Source organism: Streptomyces sp. SCUT-3 (assembly GCF_014083985.1).
Lineage (GTDB): Bacteria > Actinomycetota > Actinomycetes > Streptomycetales > Streptomycetaceae > Streptomyces_H > Streptomyces_H thermolineatus.
Map to the genome: position 1 here is coordinate 1,334,731 of NZ_CP046907.1, position 14,838 is coordinate 1,349,568.

At 75.1% G+C, this 14,838-nt stretch carries 11 protein-coding genes and 2 pseudogenes; 9 read left to right on the top strand and 4 right to left on the bottom strand.

What is annotated here, in order from left to right; genetic code table 11:
- The first annotated feature begins 24 nt into the window (after window positions 1-24).
- Window positions 25-432: a peptide-methionine (R)-S-oxide reductase MsrB gene (gene msrB / locus GQS52_RS05810; RefSeq protein WP_182311997.1), complete on the top strand. Its 408-nt coding sequence runs from the start codon at window positions 25-27 to the stop codon at window positions 430-432.
- Between the two features lie 71 nt (window positions 433-503).
- A complete protein-coding gene (locus GQS52_RS05815; RefSeq protein WP_182311999.1) occupies window positions 504-1,259 on the top strand; it encodes an aminoacyl-tRNA hydrolase in 756 nt (251 codons plus the stop codon).
- 64 nt (window positions 1,260-1,323) lie between these two features.
- Here the strand turns inward: GQS52_RS05815 and GQS52_RS05820 are convergent, their stop codons facing one another.
- A complete protein-coding gene (locus GQS52_RS05820) occupies window positions 1,324-1,899 on the bottom strand; it encodes an AAA family ATPase (RefSeq protein WP_182312001.1) in 576 nt (191 codons plus the stop codon).
- A 118-nt stretch (window positions 1,900-2,017) separates the two neighbouring features.
- Here GQS52_RS05820 and GQS52_RS27550 point away from each other — a divergent pair.
- A pseudogene (locus GQS52_RS27550) lies at window positions 2,018-3,388 on the top strand (DUF692 domain-containing protein).
- A 251-nt stretch (window positions 3,389-3,639) separates the two neighbouring features.
- Here GQS52_RS27550 and hemQ read toward each other — a convergent pair.
- The gene (hemQ, locus tag GQS52_RS05835; protein ID WP_182312007.1) at window positions 3,640-4,377 is read right to left on the bottom strand and encodes a hydrogen peroxide-dependent heme synthase; all 738 of its coding nucleotides are present in this window, start codon (window positions 4,375-4,377) and stop codon (window positions 3,640-3,642) included.
- Between the two features lie 4 nt (window positions 4,378-4,381).
- Window positions 4,382-5,841 (bottom strand): annotated as a pseudogene (hemG, locus tag GQS52_RS05840) (protoporphyrinogen oxidase).
- 169 nt (window positions 5,842-6,010) lie between these two features.
- Between hemG and GQS52_RS05845 the strand changes: the two are divergent.
- Window positions 6,011-7,153, top strand: a complete 1,143-nt coding sequence (locus GQS52_RS05845) for a DUF4349 domain-containing protein (RefSeq protein WP_182312008.1) — start codon at window positions 6,011-6,013, stop codon at window positions 7,151-7,153.
- A gap of 53 nt (window positions 7,154-7,206) precedes the next feature.
- On the opposite strand, the gene hemE is transcribed toward GQS52_RS05845, so the two are convergent.
- Window positions 7,207-8,271 (bottom strand): uroporphyrinogen decarboxylase, encoded by a 1,065-nt coding sequence (gene hemE, locus GQS52_RS05850; protein WP_182312009.1) that lies wholly within the window; start codon window positions 8,269-8,271, stop codon window positions 7,207-7,209.
- An 88-nt stretch (window positions 8,272-8,359) separates the two neighbouring features.
- Here hemE and GQS52_RS05855 point away from each other — a divergent pair, with 88 nt between their 5' ends.
- The 5 genes from GQS52_RS05855 to GQS52_RS05875 all read left to right on the top strand — a co-directional run bounded on the left by GQS52_RS05855 (window position 8,360) and on the right by GQS52_RS05875 (window position 14,739).
- Window positions 8,360-8,980: a DUF3000 domain-containing protein gene (locus tag GQS52_RS05855; protein WP_182312010.1), complete on the top strand. Its 621-nt coding sequence runs from the start codon at window positions 8,360-8,362 to the stop codon at window positions 8,978-8,980.
- Window positions 8,981-9,231: 251 nt separating this feature from the next.
- A complete protein-coding gene (locus tag GQS52_RS05860) occupies window positions 9,232-9,894 on the top strand; it encodes a response regulator transcription factor (protein WP_182312011.1) in 663 nt (220 codons plus the stop codon).
- A 78-nt stretch (window positions 9,895-9,972) separates the two neighbouring features.
- Window positions 9,973-11,211, top strand: a complete 1,239-nt coding sequence (locus GQS52_RS05865; RefSeq protein WP_182312012.1) for an HRDC domain-containing protein — start codon at window positions 9,973-9,975, stop codon at window positions 11,209-11,211.
- Between the two features lie 184 nt (window positions 11,212-11,395).
- Complete coding sequence (locus tag GQS52_RS05870; RefSeq protein WP_182312013.1) at window positions 11,396-12,616, top strand: acetyl-CoA C-acyltransferase; 1,221 nt, start codon at window positions 11,396-11,398, stop codon at window positions 12,614-12,616.
- Window positions 12,613-14,739, top strand: a complete 2,127-nt coding sequence (locus tag GQS52_RS05875; RefSeq protein WP_182312014.1) for a 3-hydroxyacyl-CoA dehydrogenase NAD-binding domain-containing protein — start codon at window positions 12,613-12,615, stop codon at window positions 14,737-14,739. Before GQS52_RS05870 ends, GQS52_RS05875 begins: the two co-directional genes overlap by 4 nt.
- Window positions 14,740-14,838: the final 99 nt, after the last annotated feature.

The following is a 14,838-nucleotide window of genomic DNA, read 5'->3' on the forward strand; positions in this document are numbered from 1 at the left end:
GAGCGACACGAGGAGGGACCCGCCGTGGGTTACGAGGTCGACAGGACCGAGCAGGAGTGGCGCGAACGGCTGACGGAGGAGGAGTACCGGGTGCTCCGCCAGGCCGGCACCGAACGCCCCTTCACCGGCGAGTACACCGGCACCAGGGCCGAGGGCGTCTACTCGTGCCGGGCCTGCGGGGCCGAACTGTTCCGCTCCGACACCAAGTTCGAGAGCCACTGCGGCTGGCCCAGCTTCTACGACCCGGCCGACAGCGACGCCGTGGAACTGATCGAGGACCGCTCGCTCGGCATGGTGCGCACCGAGGTGCGCTGCGCCCGCTGCGGCAGCCACCTGGGCCACGTCTTCTCCGGCGAGGGCTACCCGACCCCCACCGACCAGCGGTACTGCATCAACTCGATCTCCCTGCGGCTGGTCCCCGAGGAGGGCTGACGTACACAGGGGCAGTCCGTCCGCCCCGGCCCCGCCGCCGTCCTGCGCCGGGGCCCTGGCATTCTTGGACCGTGGCCAGCACTCCCTCCGCCCCCTCCACCCCCTCCTCCCCCGGTACCGGCGCCGCCGGCGACCGCGCCGGGGAGCAGGCCCCCGCACCGGGCCCCGCGACCGAGTTCGTCCTCCCGCTCGTCGTCCGCGTCGAACGGGCCGACCCCCCGGCGCGCACCGCGGCGCTGGAGACGGCGGCGCGCGCGGTACTGGCGTTCCTGTCCGACGAGCGCTCCACCGACGGTGAGTGGTCGCAGGCGGTGCGCGCCTGGGAGGGCGCCCGGATCCGCAAGGTGGTGCGCCGGGCCCGGGGCGCGGAGTGGCGCCGCGCGGAAGCCCTGGACGGGCTGACCCTCGACGGCGGAGGGGCGCAGGTGCGGGTCTTCCCGCCAGTGCCGCTGGACGGCTGGCCCAAGGACCTGGCCCGCCTCCAGGTGTCGGGGACGGAACTCGCGGACCCGTCCGTGCCGTCGGCCCCCGGGCCGGGACTGCCGGTGCTGTGGCTCAACCCGGAGCTGGGCATGACGGCCGGCAAGGCGATGGCGCAGGTCGCGCACGCCGCGCAGCTGGCCTGGTGGCGGCTGGACGGGGACGCCCGCGAGCGGTGGCGCGCCTCGGGGTTCGCGCTGGCGGTCCGCACGGCGCCGGGGGCGCAGGCCTGGCAGCGGCTGGTCGCCTCCGGTCTCCCGGTCGTGCGGGACGCGGGCTTCACCGAGATCGCCCCGGGCTCGTGCACGGTCGTGGCCGAACACCCGGCCCTGACCGGCTGGGAGTGAACCACCCCGGCCCGGGCCCGGCCGGTCCCTTCCCCGGACCGGGGCCGGGGTCACGGGCCGGGAGTCACGGGCGGCCGGTGCCGGGCGGCCGGTGACGGGATCGGCCGGCGGTGCGGGCCGCGGGCCACAGGCCGACGACCCGGTCGGCGACCTGCTCGACCGTCAGCCCAGTGGTGTCCACGACCAGGGTGCCGCCGGGGTCGGCCGCGGCGATGGCCTCCGACTGGGCGGTGGAGCGCTCCAGTTGGTCCTCGGTGCCGGAGCCGATCTCCCGGCGGCGGACCCGCTGCGCCAGCACCTGCGGCGAGGCGGTCAGCCGGACGACGGTGAAGGCCGCGCGGGGCACCGCGTCGGCGATCCAGGCGAGTTCCTGCCGCAGGTCGGCGAAGACCCCGCACAGCACCAGCCGGGTGTGGCCCAGGCCCAGGTAGGTGGACCACAGGGCGGCCAGGTTGGTGCGGGCCGGCTCGAAGGCGGGCAGGCCGGGGACGGGCCAGGGGTGCATCCGGTCCAGCTCGTCGGCGTCGACCGTCGCGTGGGCGATGCCGGACCGGCCGAGCAGCGCCGAGACCTCGTGGGCGGTCGAGGTCTTGCCCACCCCCGCCGCCCCGCAGATCACCAGCACGTCCACGTCCGCCATGCCGAGCAAGTCTGATGCCGCCCGTAAGCTCAAATCAACCTCTGGAAACGAGACATCGGGATTGGGCGGCGGCCGCGGCGGCGATCACACCGGCAGGCGCGAAGGCGGAGGGGGAACCGTGGAACAGTTGGGCCTGGGGATCGGCTGGCGTCCGGAGATCGCGGACGCCGTGGAGGAGCTGGCCTCCGCGGAGGGGCCGGAGAGGGTCCGGTGGGTGGAGGTGGTGGCCGAGAACATATGCCCCGGCCACCTGCCCGACTCCCTGGTCCGGCTGCGCGGGCGCGGGGTGACCGTGGTGCCGCACGGGGTCTCGCTGGGCCTGGGCGGCGCGGAGCGGCCAGACCCGCAGCGGCTGGCGGCCCTGGCCGAGCGGGCCGAGGCGCTGGGAGCTCCCCTGGTGACCGAGCACATCGCGTTCGTCCGGGCGGGCGGGGCGGCGACCGGCTCCCCCCGCCTGGAAGCGGGCCACCTGCTGCCGGTGCCGCGCTCGCGCGACGCCTTGGAGGTGCTGGTGGAGAACGTGCGGATCGCCCAGGACTCGCTGCCGGTCCCGCTGGCGCTGGAGAACGTCGCGGCGCTGTTCGGCTGGCCGGACGACGACATGGGCGAGGGCGCCTTCCTGGCCGAGCTGGCCGGGCGGACCGGCGTGAAGCTGCTGGTCGACGTGGCCAACCTGCACACCAACCGCGTCAACCGGGGCGAGGACCCGGTCGAGGCCCTGGACGCGCTGCCCGACGGGGCCCTGGCGTACGTGCACGTCGCCGGAGGGGCCGAGCGCGACGGGATCTGGCACGACACCCACGCCCACCCCGTGCCCGGCCCGGTGCTGGAGGTCCTGGAGGCGCTGTGCGAGCGGCACCGCCCGCCGGGCGTCCTGCTCGAGCGCGACGACGACTTCCCGCCGCTGCCGGAGCTGGCGGGCGAACTGCGGTCCGTGCGGCGGGTCCTGGAGCGGAGCGGGAGGAGCAGCCGTGTCGGGTGAGAAGCGTCCCTCGGCGGACGGAACAGGGGCCGGTGGGGCCGGCGGGGCCGGCGGGGCCGGCGGGATCGGCGGGGGACGGAGGGCGCCCGGCAGCGCCTGGCGCTCGCGCAGACGGCGCTGCTGTCGGCCCTCGTCGCGGGCACGCCCGTGCCCCCGGGCTTCGACCCGGCGCGGATGAAGGCCCAGAAGGCGGCCCTGGCCGCGAAGCGGGCGAACGTGGTGGCCAGGATCGCCCCGGAGCTGCCGCGGATCCTGGGGGACGGGTACCGGCCGGCGTTCCTGCGCCACGCCCACCGCACGCCGATGGACGGCGGCTACCGGCACGACGCGCTGGCGTTCGCCCGGGACGTGCTCGGCCGGGCCGAGCTGACCCGGCGCCAGCGCGGGGAGCTGGCGCAGTGGCTGTACGAGCGGTCCGGTCCGGCTCCCCGCCGGGGCGGGCGGATCGTCCGGCTGCTGGCCGGCCTGCGGACGGTCCGCGCCGACCGGCCGGCGCGCCGCGGCTGAGCCGCGCGGGACCGTCCGAGGCCGCCCGGAGCCCCCGGAGCCGCGCGGGACCGCCCGCGGCCGCGCGGGACCGCCCACGGCCGTCCGGGACCGTGCACAACGGCGTACGCCCCCGGCGGCCCGGGCCGCCGTCCCGTCCCGGCCGGGGCCGGGGGGAGCGGGCCGGGCCGCCGGGGGCGTACCCGCGAACGGTGCCGGGGCGGCCAGGGGCGGGCCGAGGGCCGGGGAGGTCCGCCCGGGCCGGGTCCGTCTCAGGCCAGGCCGGCGACCAGTTCGGAGACGGCCTTGCGGCGGCCGGTGTAGAAGGGGACCTCCTCGCGCACGTGCATCCGCGCCCGGGAGCCGCGCAGGTGCCGCATGAGGTCGACGATCCGGTGCAGCTCGTCGGCCTCGAAGGCCAGCATCCACTCGTAGTCGCCCAGGGCGAAGGAGGCGACGGTGTTGGCGCGCACGTCCGGGAAGCCGCGTGCCATCTTCCCGTGCTCCGCCAGCATCTGGCGGCGCTCCTCGTCCTCCAGCAGGTACCAGTCGTAGGAGCGCACGAACGGGTAGACGCAGATGTAGTCGCGCGGGGTCTCGTCGGCCAGGAACGCCGGGATGTGGCTCTTGTTGAACTCCGCGGGGCGGTGCAGGGCCATGTTGGACCACACGGGTTCCAGGGCGCGGCCCAGGCGGGTGCGGCGGAACCGGTTGTAGGCGTCCTGCAGGGCGTCGGAGTCCTCGGAGTGCCACCAGACCATCACGTCGGCGTCGGCGCGCAGGCCGGAGACGTCGTAGGTGCCGCGCACCGTGACGCCCTTGGCGGCGAGCTGGTCGAACAGCTCCTGGACCTCGTCCGCCCAGCCGGCACGGTCCTCGGGCAGGGCCTCGCGCAGCCGGAAGACGGACCACAGCGTGTAGCGGATGACCTGGTTGAGGTCACGGGCCTTGGGCCGGTCGCCCCGGTCGGGCGCGGCGCTCTTCTCGGATGCAGCAGTGCTCTCGGTCATGGCCCTATTGTCCCGCGCCGCCGCAGGCGCCCGTGCCCGGGGTGCCCTCCAGCAGCGCGTCGGCGGCGCGCCGCGCGGAGCCGATGCAGGCGGGGATGCCGACCCCGTCGTAGAGGGCTCCGCACACCTGCAGTCCGGGGAGTCCGGCGACGTGCGCGCGGATGCGGGCGACCCTGTCGAGGTGGCCGACGGGGTACTGCGGCAGGCCGCGGTCCCAGCGGGTGACGCGGGCGGCGACCGGGGCCGCGGTCAGGCCGATCGCCTCGCCCAGGTCGTGCCGGGACAGCCGGACCAGGTCGGTGTCGTCGCGGAGCAGGTCGGCCTCCTCGCCGTGCCGTCCGACCGAGGTGCGCAGCACCAGCACGTCGGGGTCGGCGTCGCCCACCCAGCCCCACTTGACGCTGGAGAACGTCGAGGCCTTGATGGTGCGGCCGTCGACCGGCGGCACCAGGAAGCCGCTGCCCCGCGGCTGCACGGCCAGGTCGCGGCGGCGGAAGGCCATGGTGACCAGTGCCATGCTCGCGTACTCCACCGGTGCCAGTTCGGCCGCGGCGCCGGGCGCCTCGGAGGACAGCAGCCGGGAGGCGGCCGCGGCGGGGACGGAGAGCACCACCGCGTCGGCGTCGAGCACCTCGGTGCCGTGCGGGGCGGAGGTCTCGACCTGCCAGCCGGACGCGGTGCGGCGCAGGGCGCGCGCCTCGGTGCCGGTGCGCACCTGGGCCCCGGCGGCCCGGCAGGCCTCGGCGACGGCCTGCGGCAGCCGCCCGACGCCGCCCTCGACGCCGAGGAAGACCGGGCCCGCGTCCTGGGTGCGGGCGGCGGCCCGGTGGAGTTCCTCGCGGACGCCCGCGATCAGGGACCGGTGCGGTGAGCGGGCGATCTCGAACAGCTTGGGGACGGCGGCGCGCATCGAGATCTCGTGGGCGTTGCCCGCGTAGACGCCGCCCAGCAGCGGCTCGACCAGCCGGTCGACGACCTCGCGGCCGAGCCTCGCCTCCACGTAAGCGCCGACGGCGACGTCGTCCTCGACCGGGGTGCGCGGCAGCAGGTGGTCGAGCGGGATCCTGGCGAGTCCGGCCGGGGAGATCACGCCGGAGGCGGCCACCGGGCCGAGGTCCCCGGGACGCCCATGAGGTGGCCCTTGGGCATGGGCCGCAGCGCTCCCCTGGTCCACAGGGAGGCGCTCGCGGTGGCCGGGGGCTGCAGCGCGTCGGCCAGGCCGACGGCGCGGGCCAGGCCGACGGCCTCCGGGCGGCGGGCGAGCATCGACTCGGCCCCCAGGTCGACCGGGACCCCCGCGATCTCGTCGGCGTACAGCTTGCCGCCGAGCCGGGAGGAGGCCTCCAGGACGGTGACCCGGGGCACTCCGCCCGAGGTCAGGAACCAGGCGGCGGCGAGGCCCGAGATGCCTCCTCCGACCACCACGACGTGCCGGGGAAGCGGGCCCGTGTGCGCAGCGCTCATGCCCCAACTCTTCCAGACGGGGCGGCGCCGCACGGCACCGGGGGCGCCCGCCGGAGGTGCCCGTTCCGCGTCCGGACCGTGACCTGTTCGGAACCCGCGTCCGGCAACCCGGACCCGGCGGGCCCCGTCGAACGGGGGACAGTCACGCCACCGACGCTGGGGGACCTTGATGAACCGACCGGACACCGCCGCCGCGCCCCGTCCGAGAACCGCGGCGGCCGGCGCCGCCGTGCCCGCCCTGCTCCTGGCCGCCGTACTGGCCCTGGCCGGCTGCGGGGCGGCCGACACCGGCGCCGCCTCGAAGTCCGACTCGCAGGCGGCGCAGGCCGACGCCCCCGGCCGGGGGGAGGGGGGTGCCGGGGCGGCCGCGCCGTCCTCGGCGCCCGGGGCGTCGGACGCGAAGGGCTCCCGGGGCGCGACGCCCCGGCCCGCGGCCTCCCACATCGTGCACACCGCCTCGCTGGAGGTGCGGGTCGACGCCATGGAGAAGGCGGCGGACTCCGCCCGCACCCTGGTCGACCGCGCCGAGGGGTACGTCGCCGACGAAGTCACGCGCGGCGGCTCCGGGGACGAGGACGAGGACTACTCGCGGATGACCCTCAAGGTCCCGCCCGCGCGGTACTCGCAGCTGCTCGACGACCTGGAGGAGCTCGGCGAGGTCGAGGAGCGCAAGGTCTCCTCGGAGGACGTCACCGGCCAGGTGGTCGACGTGGAGAGCCGGCTGAGGACGCAGCGGGCGAGCGTGGAGCGGGTCCGCAAGCTGATGGACCGCGCCGAGGACCTCAGCGACGTGGTGACCCTGGAGGGGGAGCTGAGCAGGCGCCAGGCCGACCTGGAGGCGCTGGAGGCCCAGCTGGAGTCGCTGCAGGAGCGCACCGGCATGGCCACGGTCACCCTCACCCTCGTGACGGAGGGCGACAGCTCGCCGCGGGAGGACGACGAGGGCGTCTGGGACGCCTTCACCGGCGCGCTGGCGGACGGCTGGCACGCCTTCTACACGGCCTTCCGCGGCCTGCTCGTGATCGTCGGGTCGGTGCTGCCGTTCGCGGTGGTGCTGGCGCCGGTGGCGTGGCTGCTGCTCAGGAGGCGGCGCGCGAACGCGCCCGCGGCCGTCCCCGCCGCCCCGTCCGCCTCCCCGGCCGTCCCCGCTCCTGCGGGCGCGCCCGGGGCGGAGGCGAAGACCCCGTCGGGGGCGAAGGCCTCGTCGGGGGCGAAGGCCTCGTCGGGGGCGAAGACCCCGTCGGAGTCGGATGCCGGGGCCGCGCCCGGCGGTGCCCGGGACGGCGCCGCGGCCGAGGAGAGCCGCGGCTGACGCCCCTCCCCCGTCGCCCCGCGGGGCGACGGGGGTCCGCCGGTCCGCGGGTCCTACCGGACCTCGGTCACCGTGTGCACGAACTCGACGAGCCGGGTGAGCGCGTCCGGGTCGGTGGAGGGGAGCACGCCGTGGCCGAGGTTGAAGATGTGGCCCTCCAGCGAGGAGGCGGCGTGCAGCACCTCGCGGGCCTTGGTCTCCACGGCCTTCGTCGGGGCGAAGAGCACGGCCGGGTCGAGGTTGCCCTGCAGGGCCTTGCCCGGGCCCACGCGCTGCCCGGCCACGTCCAGCGGCACCCGCCAGTCCACGCCGACGACGTCCGCGCCGGCCTCGCCCATCAGCCCGAGCAGCTCGCCGGTCCCGACGCCGAAGTGGATGCGCGGCACCCCGAGGCCGCCGACTGCGTCGAAGACCTTGGCGCTGTGAGCCATCACCGAGCGGCGGTAGTCGTCGGGGGCGAGGGCCCCGACCCAGGAGTCGAAGAGCTGGACGGCGGAGGCCCCGGCGTCGATCTGCACCTTCAGGAAGGCGGCGGTGATGTCGGCGAGGCGGTCCAGCAGGGCGTGCCACAGCTCCGGCTCGCCGTACATCATGGCCTTGGTGTGCTCGTGGTTGCGCGAGGGGCCGCCCTCGACCAGGTAGCTGGCGAGCGTGAACGGGGCCCCGGCGAAGCCGATCAGCGGGGTGGCGCCCAGCTGCTCGGTGAGCATCCCGATCGCCTCAGTGACGTAGGAGACGTCGTCCGGCTCCAGGGGGCGCAGCCGCTGCAGGTCGGCGGCGGTGCGCACCGGTTCGGCGACGACCGGGCCGACGCCGGGCTTGATGTCGAGGTCGATGCCGATGGCCTTCAGCGGAACCACGATGTCGCTGAAGTAGATGGCGGCGTCGACCTTGTGCCGGCGGACCGGCTGCATGGTGATCTCGGCGACCAGGTCGGGGCGCATGCACGAGTCCAGCATGGCGATGCCCTCGCGCACCTTGAGGTACTCGGGCAGCGACCGGCCGGCCTGCCGCATGAACCACACGGGGGTGTGCGGCACCGGCTCTCGCCGGCAGGCCTTGAGGAATGCCGAGTCTGCGGTGGGTCGGCTGTCGCGGGGCTCCTGGTTCGCACTCACGCACCGATCTTCGCACGACGGCCCACCGACCCGCCCACGGTGCCGCTCCTCCGCTGCTGCGGGGGCCCGGCCGCCTAGTCTTCCGGTCATGGCTGCGGCTCATGGACACCTCCCGGAGGACGACACGATCCCCGCCGCGTTCCGGCGGGCGGTCGCCGGCCTGCACTCGGCCCGGGTCCGTTCCGAGGTCGGGCTGGAGACGATGGGCGCGCCGAAACGGCTGGCCTCCTTCGCCCACGCGCTGACCGCCTCGGTCACGGTGGACGACGAGGAGCTGGCCGACGGGCGGCTGGTGCTGCTGCACGAGCCGGACGGGCACGAGGAGTGGCAGGGGTCGTTCCGCGTGGTGACGCTGACCCGCGCCGAGCTGGAGCCGGAGATGGCCTCGGACCCCCTGCTGCCCGAGGTGGCCTGGTCGTGGCTGACGGGGGCGCTGCACGCCCGCGGCGCACGGTTCGCCGCGCCGAGCGGGACCGTCTCCCACACCTCCTCCCACTACTTCGGCGCGCTGTCGCAGAGGCCGGCGTCGACGCAGATCGAGATCCGGGCGTCGTGGACCCCGCTGGAGGGCCCCGACGGGGTGCCGGACACCGCCGCGCACCTGGCGGCCTGGTGCGACCTGCTGTGCACGGGCGCGGGGCTGCCGCCGGCGCCCGCCGAGCAGGGGATCGTCCCGATGCCCGCGCGGCGCGACCGCTTCACCCGCTGAACCCCGGGGCCCCGCCCCACCGGGCCGCGCCCCGCCGGGCCGCGCGTCTTTACCCGCTGGGCCACGCGCCACACCCGTCGGCCGACAGCGGTCATCCCAAAGAGGGAATTGTCCCAATTCATGCGCAGACGGACACGATCTTTTCCTCAAGGATCGGGCGTCGGGTGCCGAAGCAGGAAATGACCCTTTCCACCGCGGAGGTCCGAAATTCCCCGACGGGCTTCCGCGACCGCCACGAAACAGGAGGCCCGGTGTCGGTTCTTCTCGAGCACCCCACAAGCCTGGTCGCCTACCGCCCGAACAAGCCGACGGCCATGGTTGTCGTGGGCGACCCCCGAGTGCGCAGCACCGTCACCCGCCATCTGTGGGCCCTGGGTGTCCGTGACGTGATCGAGGCGTCGTCCATCGCCGAGGCCCGGCCCCGGGTCGGAACGCCCCGGGACATCTGCGTCGCCGATGTCCACCTCCCCGACGGATCCGGTCTGACCCTCCTCGCCGAGACGCGCGCGGCGGGCTGGCCCAACGGACTCGCCCTGTCCGCCGCCGACGACATCGGCGCGGTGCGCGACGCCCTCGCCGGCGGCGTCAAGGGCTACGTGGTCACCGGCACCCGCAACAACGTCGGCCACCTCACCCGCCCCGGTGCCGCTCCGATCGGGGCGGCCGCGGCCGCCCGGATGCGGCGGGCACCGGGCGCCGCCGGGCAGCCCGGCGGCTACCGGGAGCTCTCCGGCCGCGAGGTCGAGGTGCTCCGGCTGGTCGCAGAGGGCCAGTCCAACAAGGCCATCGGCGTCTCGATGGGCCTGTCCGCACTCACCGTCAAGAGCCACCTCGCCCGCATCGCCCGCAAGTTGGGCACCGGTGACCGGGCCGGAATGGTCGCCGTCGCCCTGCGCACCGGCATCATCCACTGACCTCCTCCCCCTCCCGGGCGTCCGCCGACGGAACGTTTCCGTCGGCGGACGTTTGCCGTGCACAGCTACCCTTGACGGGTGACCGACGCCCAAGAGACCGCAATAGACGAAACCCCGGCGCCGGTCCCGCTGCTGGATCCGCGCGAGGGCATCCCGCCGGTGATCGCCAGCCAGGAGGCCTTCGCCGCGACGGTGGACGCCTTCGCATCGGGCACCGGCCCGGTCGCTGTCGACGCCGAGCGCGCTTCCGGCTACCGCTACGGCCAGCGGGCCTACCTGGTCCAGCTGCGCCGTGCCGGAGCGGGTACCGCGCTGATCGACCCCGTCGCCTGCCCCGACCTGTCCCCCCTGGGCCGGGTGATCGGCGACGCCGAGTGGGTACTGCACGCCGCCGGCCAGGACCTGCCCTGCCTGGGCGAGGTCGGCATGCGCCCGGCAGCCCTGTTCGACACCGAGCTGGCCGGGCGCCTGGCCGGCTTCGCCCGGGTCGGCCTGGGCGCCATGGTGGAGAAGGTCCTCGGCTACACCCTGGAGAAGGGCCACTCGGCGGTCGACTGGTCCACCCGTCCGCTGCCCGAGCCGTGGCTGCGCTACGCCGCGCTCGACGTCGAACTGCTGGTGGACCTGCGGGACGCGCTCGAGGAGGAGCTGGCCGGCCAGGGCAAGCTGGTGTGGGCCCGGCAGGAGTTCTCGGCGCTGGCCGCCGCCCCGCCACCGCTGCCTCGCGTGGACCCCTGGCGCCGCACCTCCGGCGTGCACAAGGTGCGGCGGCGCCGGCAGCTGGCCGTCGTGCGGGAGCTGTGGACGACCCGGGACCGGATCGCCCGGGAGCGGGACGTCTCCCCCGGCCGGGTGCTCCCCGACGCCGCCATCGTGGCGGCGGCCCTCGCCGTTCCGGCGGACACCCGTGCGCTCGCCGCGCTGCCCGGGTTCAACCAGCGCGCGGGCCGCGCCAGGCTGGAGACGTGGCAGGCCGCGGTGGACCGCGCGAAGGCGCTGGCCGAGCGGGACCTGCCGCAGCACACGGCCCCCGCGCACGGCCCGCCCCCGCCGCGCGCCTGGGCCGACAAGGACCCGGCCGCCGCGGCGCGCCTGTCCGCCGCCCGGGCCGCGGTCACCGCGCTGGCCGAGGAGCTGGGGATGCCGCAGGAGAACCTGGTCTCCCCCGACTCGGTGCGGCGGGTGTGCTGGGAGCCCCCGGCCGACCCGACCCCGCAGTCCGTCGCACAGGCGCTGACCGCCCTCGGTGCCCGCCCCTGGCAGGTGGAGCAGGTCTCCGCGCTGCTCGCCGGCGCCCTCGCCCGCGGCGCGGGCTGAACTGTCCCGCTCCTTCCGGGCCGGGCCCGCCGGGCCGGCCCGGAGCGGGGACGCCGGTGTGAGGTGCGCCGCTTCGGGGGTGGGGGGTGGGCACACTGGTTACCCGCAAGTAGCATGACCGTGGAGCCGCCGCACGTTCCCGCGGTGCGCCCAGCAGTGCCCCCGCATCTGGAGGAGAGCCAACGTGCCTCGTACCGCGAGGGACGTCGTCTTCGTCGACGGCGTCCGCACCCCGTTCGGCAAGGCGGGCCCCAAGGGGATCTACCACGAGACCCGCGCCGACGACCTGGTGATCAAGTGCATCCGGGAGCTGCTGCGGCGCAACCCGGACCTGCCCCCGGAGCGCATCGACGAGGTCGCCCTCGCCGCGACGACCCAGATCGGCGACCAGGGCCTGACCCTCGGCCGCACCGCCGGCATCCTCGCCGGCCTGCCGCAGTCCGTCCCGGGCTTCTCGATCGACCGCATGTGCGCCGGCGCGATGACCGCCGTGACCACCACCGCCGGCGGCATCGCCTTCGGCGCGTACGACGTGGTCGTGGCCGGCGGCGTCGAGCACATGGGCCGCCACCCGATGGGCGAGGGCGTCGACCCCAACCCGCGCCTGGTCTCGGAGAAGCTGGTCGACCAGTCCGCCATGTTCATGGGCATGACGGCGGAGAACATCCACGACCGCTTCCCGCACCTGACCAAGCAGCGCGCCGACGAGTACGCGGTCCGCAGCCAGGAGAAGGCCGCCAAGGCGTACGCCGACGGCAAGATCCAGCAGGACCTGGTGCCGGTCGCGATCCGCCGCACCAACCCCGAGGCGGGCGAGACCGGCTGGGGCCTGGCCACCGTCGACGAGCCGATGCGCCCGGGCACCACGCTGGAGAACCTGACCGGCCTGAAGACCCCGTTCCGCGCGCACGGCCGCGTCACCGCGGGCAACGCCGCCGGCCTCAACGACGGCGCCACCGCCTCGATCCTGGCCGCCGAGGACGTGGCCCGCGAGCTGGGCCTGCCCGTCAAGATGCGCCTGGTCTCCTACTCCTTCGCGGGCGTCGAGCCCGAGGTCATGGGCATCGGCCCGGTCCCGGCGACCGAGAAGGCCCTGGCCAAGGCCGGCCTGACGATCGACGACATCGGCCTGTTCGAGATCAACGAGGCGTTCGCCGTCCAGGTGCTCTCGCTCCTGGACCACTACGGCATCGCCGACGACGACCCCCGGGTCAACCAGTACGGTGGCGCGATCGCGTTCGGCCACCCGCTGGCCTCCTCCGGCGTCCGGCTGATGACCCAGCTGGCCCGCCAGTTCGAGGAGCAGCCGCACGTGCGCTACGGCCTGACGACCATGTGCGTCGGCTTCGGCATGGGCGGAACGGTCATCTGGGAGAACCCGCACTTCGACGGAGGCAGCAAGTGACCACCACCGCCGAACTTCTTCAGGGAGCGGCCGCGCTGTTCCCCGACGAGGTCGTGACCCGCGCCGACGTGCGCCACATCGACCTCCCCGGCGCCGGGCGCTTCGCCCTGATCACGCTGGACAACGGCCTGGACCACACCAAGCCGACCACCTTCGGCCCGCAGTCGCTGGGCAACCTCGACAAGGCGATCGACCAGGTCGAGGCCGAGGCCGCCAAGGGCGAGATCGTCGGCGTCGGCATCACCGGCAAGCCGTTCATCTTCGCCGTCGGCGCCGACCTCAAGGGCGTGGAGATCCTCACCGCCCGCGAGCAGGCCCACGCCATCGGCAAGGGCGGGCACGACGTCTTCAAGCGCCTGTCCTCGCTGGCCGTGCCGACCTTCGCCTACTACAACGGCGCGGCGATGGGCGGCGGCGTCGAGGTCGGCCTGCACTGCACCTACCGCACCGTCTCGGCCGCGGTCCCCGCGTTCTCCCTGCCCGAGGTCTTCCTCGGCCTGGTGCCCGGCTGGGGCGGCTGCGTCCTGCTGCCGAACCTGATCGGCGCCGACCGCGCGGTCTCGGTGATCATCGAGAACTCGCTCAACCAGAACAAGCAGCTCAAGGGCGTGCAGGTCTTCGAGCTCGGCATCGCCGACGCCCTCTTCGAGGGCGCCGACTTCCTCGAGCAGTCCCTGCTGTGGACCGCCTCCGTCCTCAAGGGCGAGATCGAGGTCGCGCGCCCCGACGTCGACCGCGGCGAGGCCTGGGACCAGGCCGTCGCCCGCGGCCGCGCGATCGCCGACAGCAAGGTGCACGGCGCCGCCCCGGCCGCCTACCGGGCGCTGGACATCATCGCCGCGGCGAAGAACGGCGACCTGCGCGCCGGCTTCGACGCCGAGGACGACGCGCTGGCCGACCTCATCATGGGCGGCGAGCTGCGCAGCGGCCTGTACGCCTTCAACCTGGTGCAGAAGCGCGCCAAGCGCCCGGCCGGTGCGCCGGACAGGTCGCTGGCCCGCAAGGTCACCAAGGTCGGCGTCGTCGGCGCGGGCCTGATGGCCTCGCAGCTGGCGCTGCTGTTCGCCCGCCGCCTGGAGGTGCCGGTCGTGCTGACCGACATCGACCAGGAGCGCGTGGACAAGGGCGTGGGCTACGTCCACGGCGAGATCGACAAGCTCCTCGCCAAGCGCCGCATCAACGGCGACAAGGCCAACCGCCTCAAGGCGCTGGTCACCGGCTCCCTGGACAAGGCCACCGCCTTCGCGGACGCGGACTTCGTCATCGAGGCCGTGTTCGAGGAGATGGGCGTCAAGCAGAACGTCTTCGCCGAGGTCGAGGCCGTCGTCAAGCCCGAGGCGATCCTGGCGACCAACACCTCCTCGCTGTCGGTCACCGAGATGGCGTCCAAGCTCAAGCACCCCGAGCGGGTCGTGGGCTTCCACTTCTTCAACCCGGTCGCCGTCCTGCCGCTGCTGGAGATCGTCCGCGGCGAGCGGACCGACGACGCCTCGCTGGCCACCGCCTTCGGCGTGGCCAAGCAGCTGAAGAAGACCGCGGTGCTGGTCAAGGACGCCCCGGCGTTCGTCGTCAACCGCGTGCTGACCCGGTTCCTCGGCGAGGTCCTGGCCTCCATCGACGAGGGCACCCCGGTCGAGGTCGCGGACCGCGCGCTGGCCCCCCTGGGCCTGCCGATGTCCCCGATCGTGCTCCTGGAGCTGGTCGGCCCGGCCGTCGCCCACCACGTGGCCGGCACGCTGAACGCCGCCTTCCCCGACCGCTTCGGCGTCTCGGAGAACCTCGGCCGCATCGTCGCGGCGGGCAAGCGCTCCATCTACACCTATGCCTCCGGCAAGCCCGAGGTCGACCCCGAGGTGGCGGCGCTCTTCCAGGTCGGCGACAAGCCGCAGACCGAGGAGCAGGTGCGCGAGCGCGCCGAGAACGCCATCGCCGAGGAGATCCGGCTCATGCTGGACGAGGGCGTGGTGGCCGAGGCCCAGGACGTCGACCTGTGCCTGATCACCGGCGCGGGCTGGCCGTTCCACCTGGGCGGCATCACCCCGTACCTGGACCGCGAGGGCGTCTCCGAGCGGGTGAACGGCAAGCCGTTCCTCGCCCCGGGCGTCGCCTCCGTCCCCGCGTAGGGCGCGGCGGGCGCACGCGCCCGGACACGGCAGAGCCGGCGGGCCGCCGCCGGGAGGTCTCCCTCCCGGCGGCGGCCCGCCGGCTTCCGTGCACCACCG

Excerpts from the sequence above, each read along its gene's own strand:
- GQS52_RS05820 (WP_182312001.1), bottom strand. The coding sequence starts at position 1,899 with ATGGCGGACGTGGACGTGCTGGTGATCTGCGGGGCGGCGGGGGTGGGC.
- hemQ (WP_182312007.1), bottom strand. The coding sequence starts at position 4,377 with ATGACCGAGAGCACTGCTGCATCCGAGAAGAGCGCCGCGCCCGACCGG.
- GQS52_RS05845 (WP_182312008.1), top strand. The coding sequence starts at position 6,011 with ATGAACCGACCGGACACCGCCGCCGCGCCCCGTCCGAGAACCGCGGCG.
- GQS52_RS05855 (WP_182312010.1), top strand. The coding sequence starts at position 8,360 with ATGGCTGCGGCTCATGGACACCTCCCGGAGGACGACACGATCCCCGCC.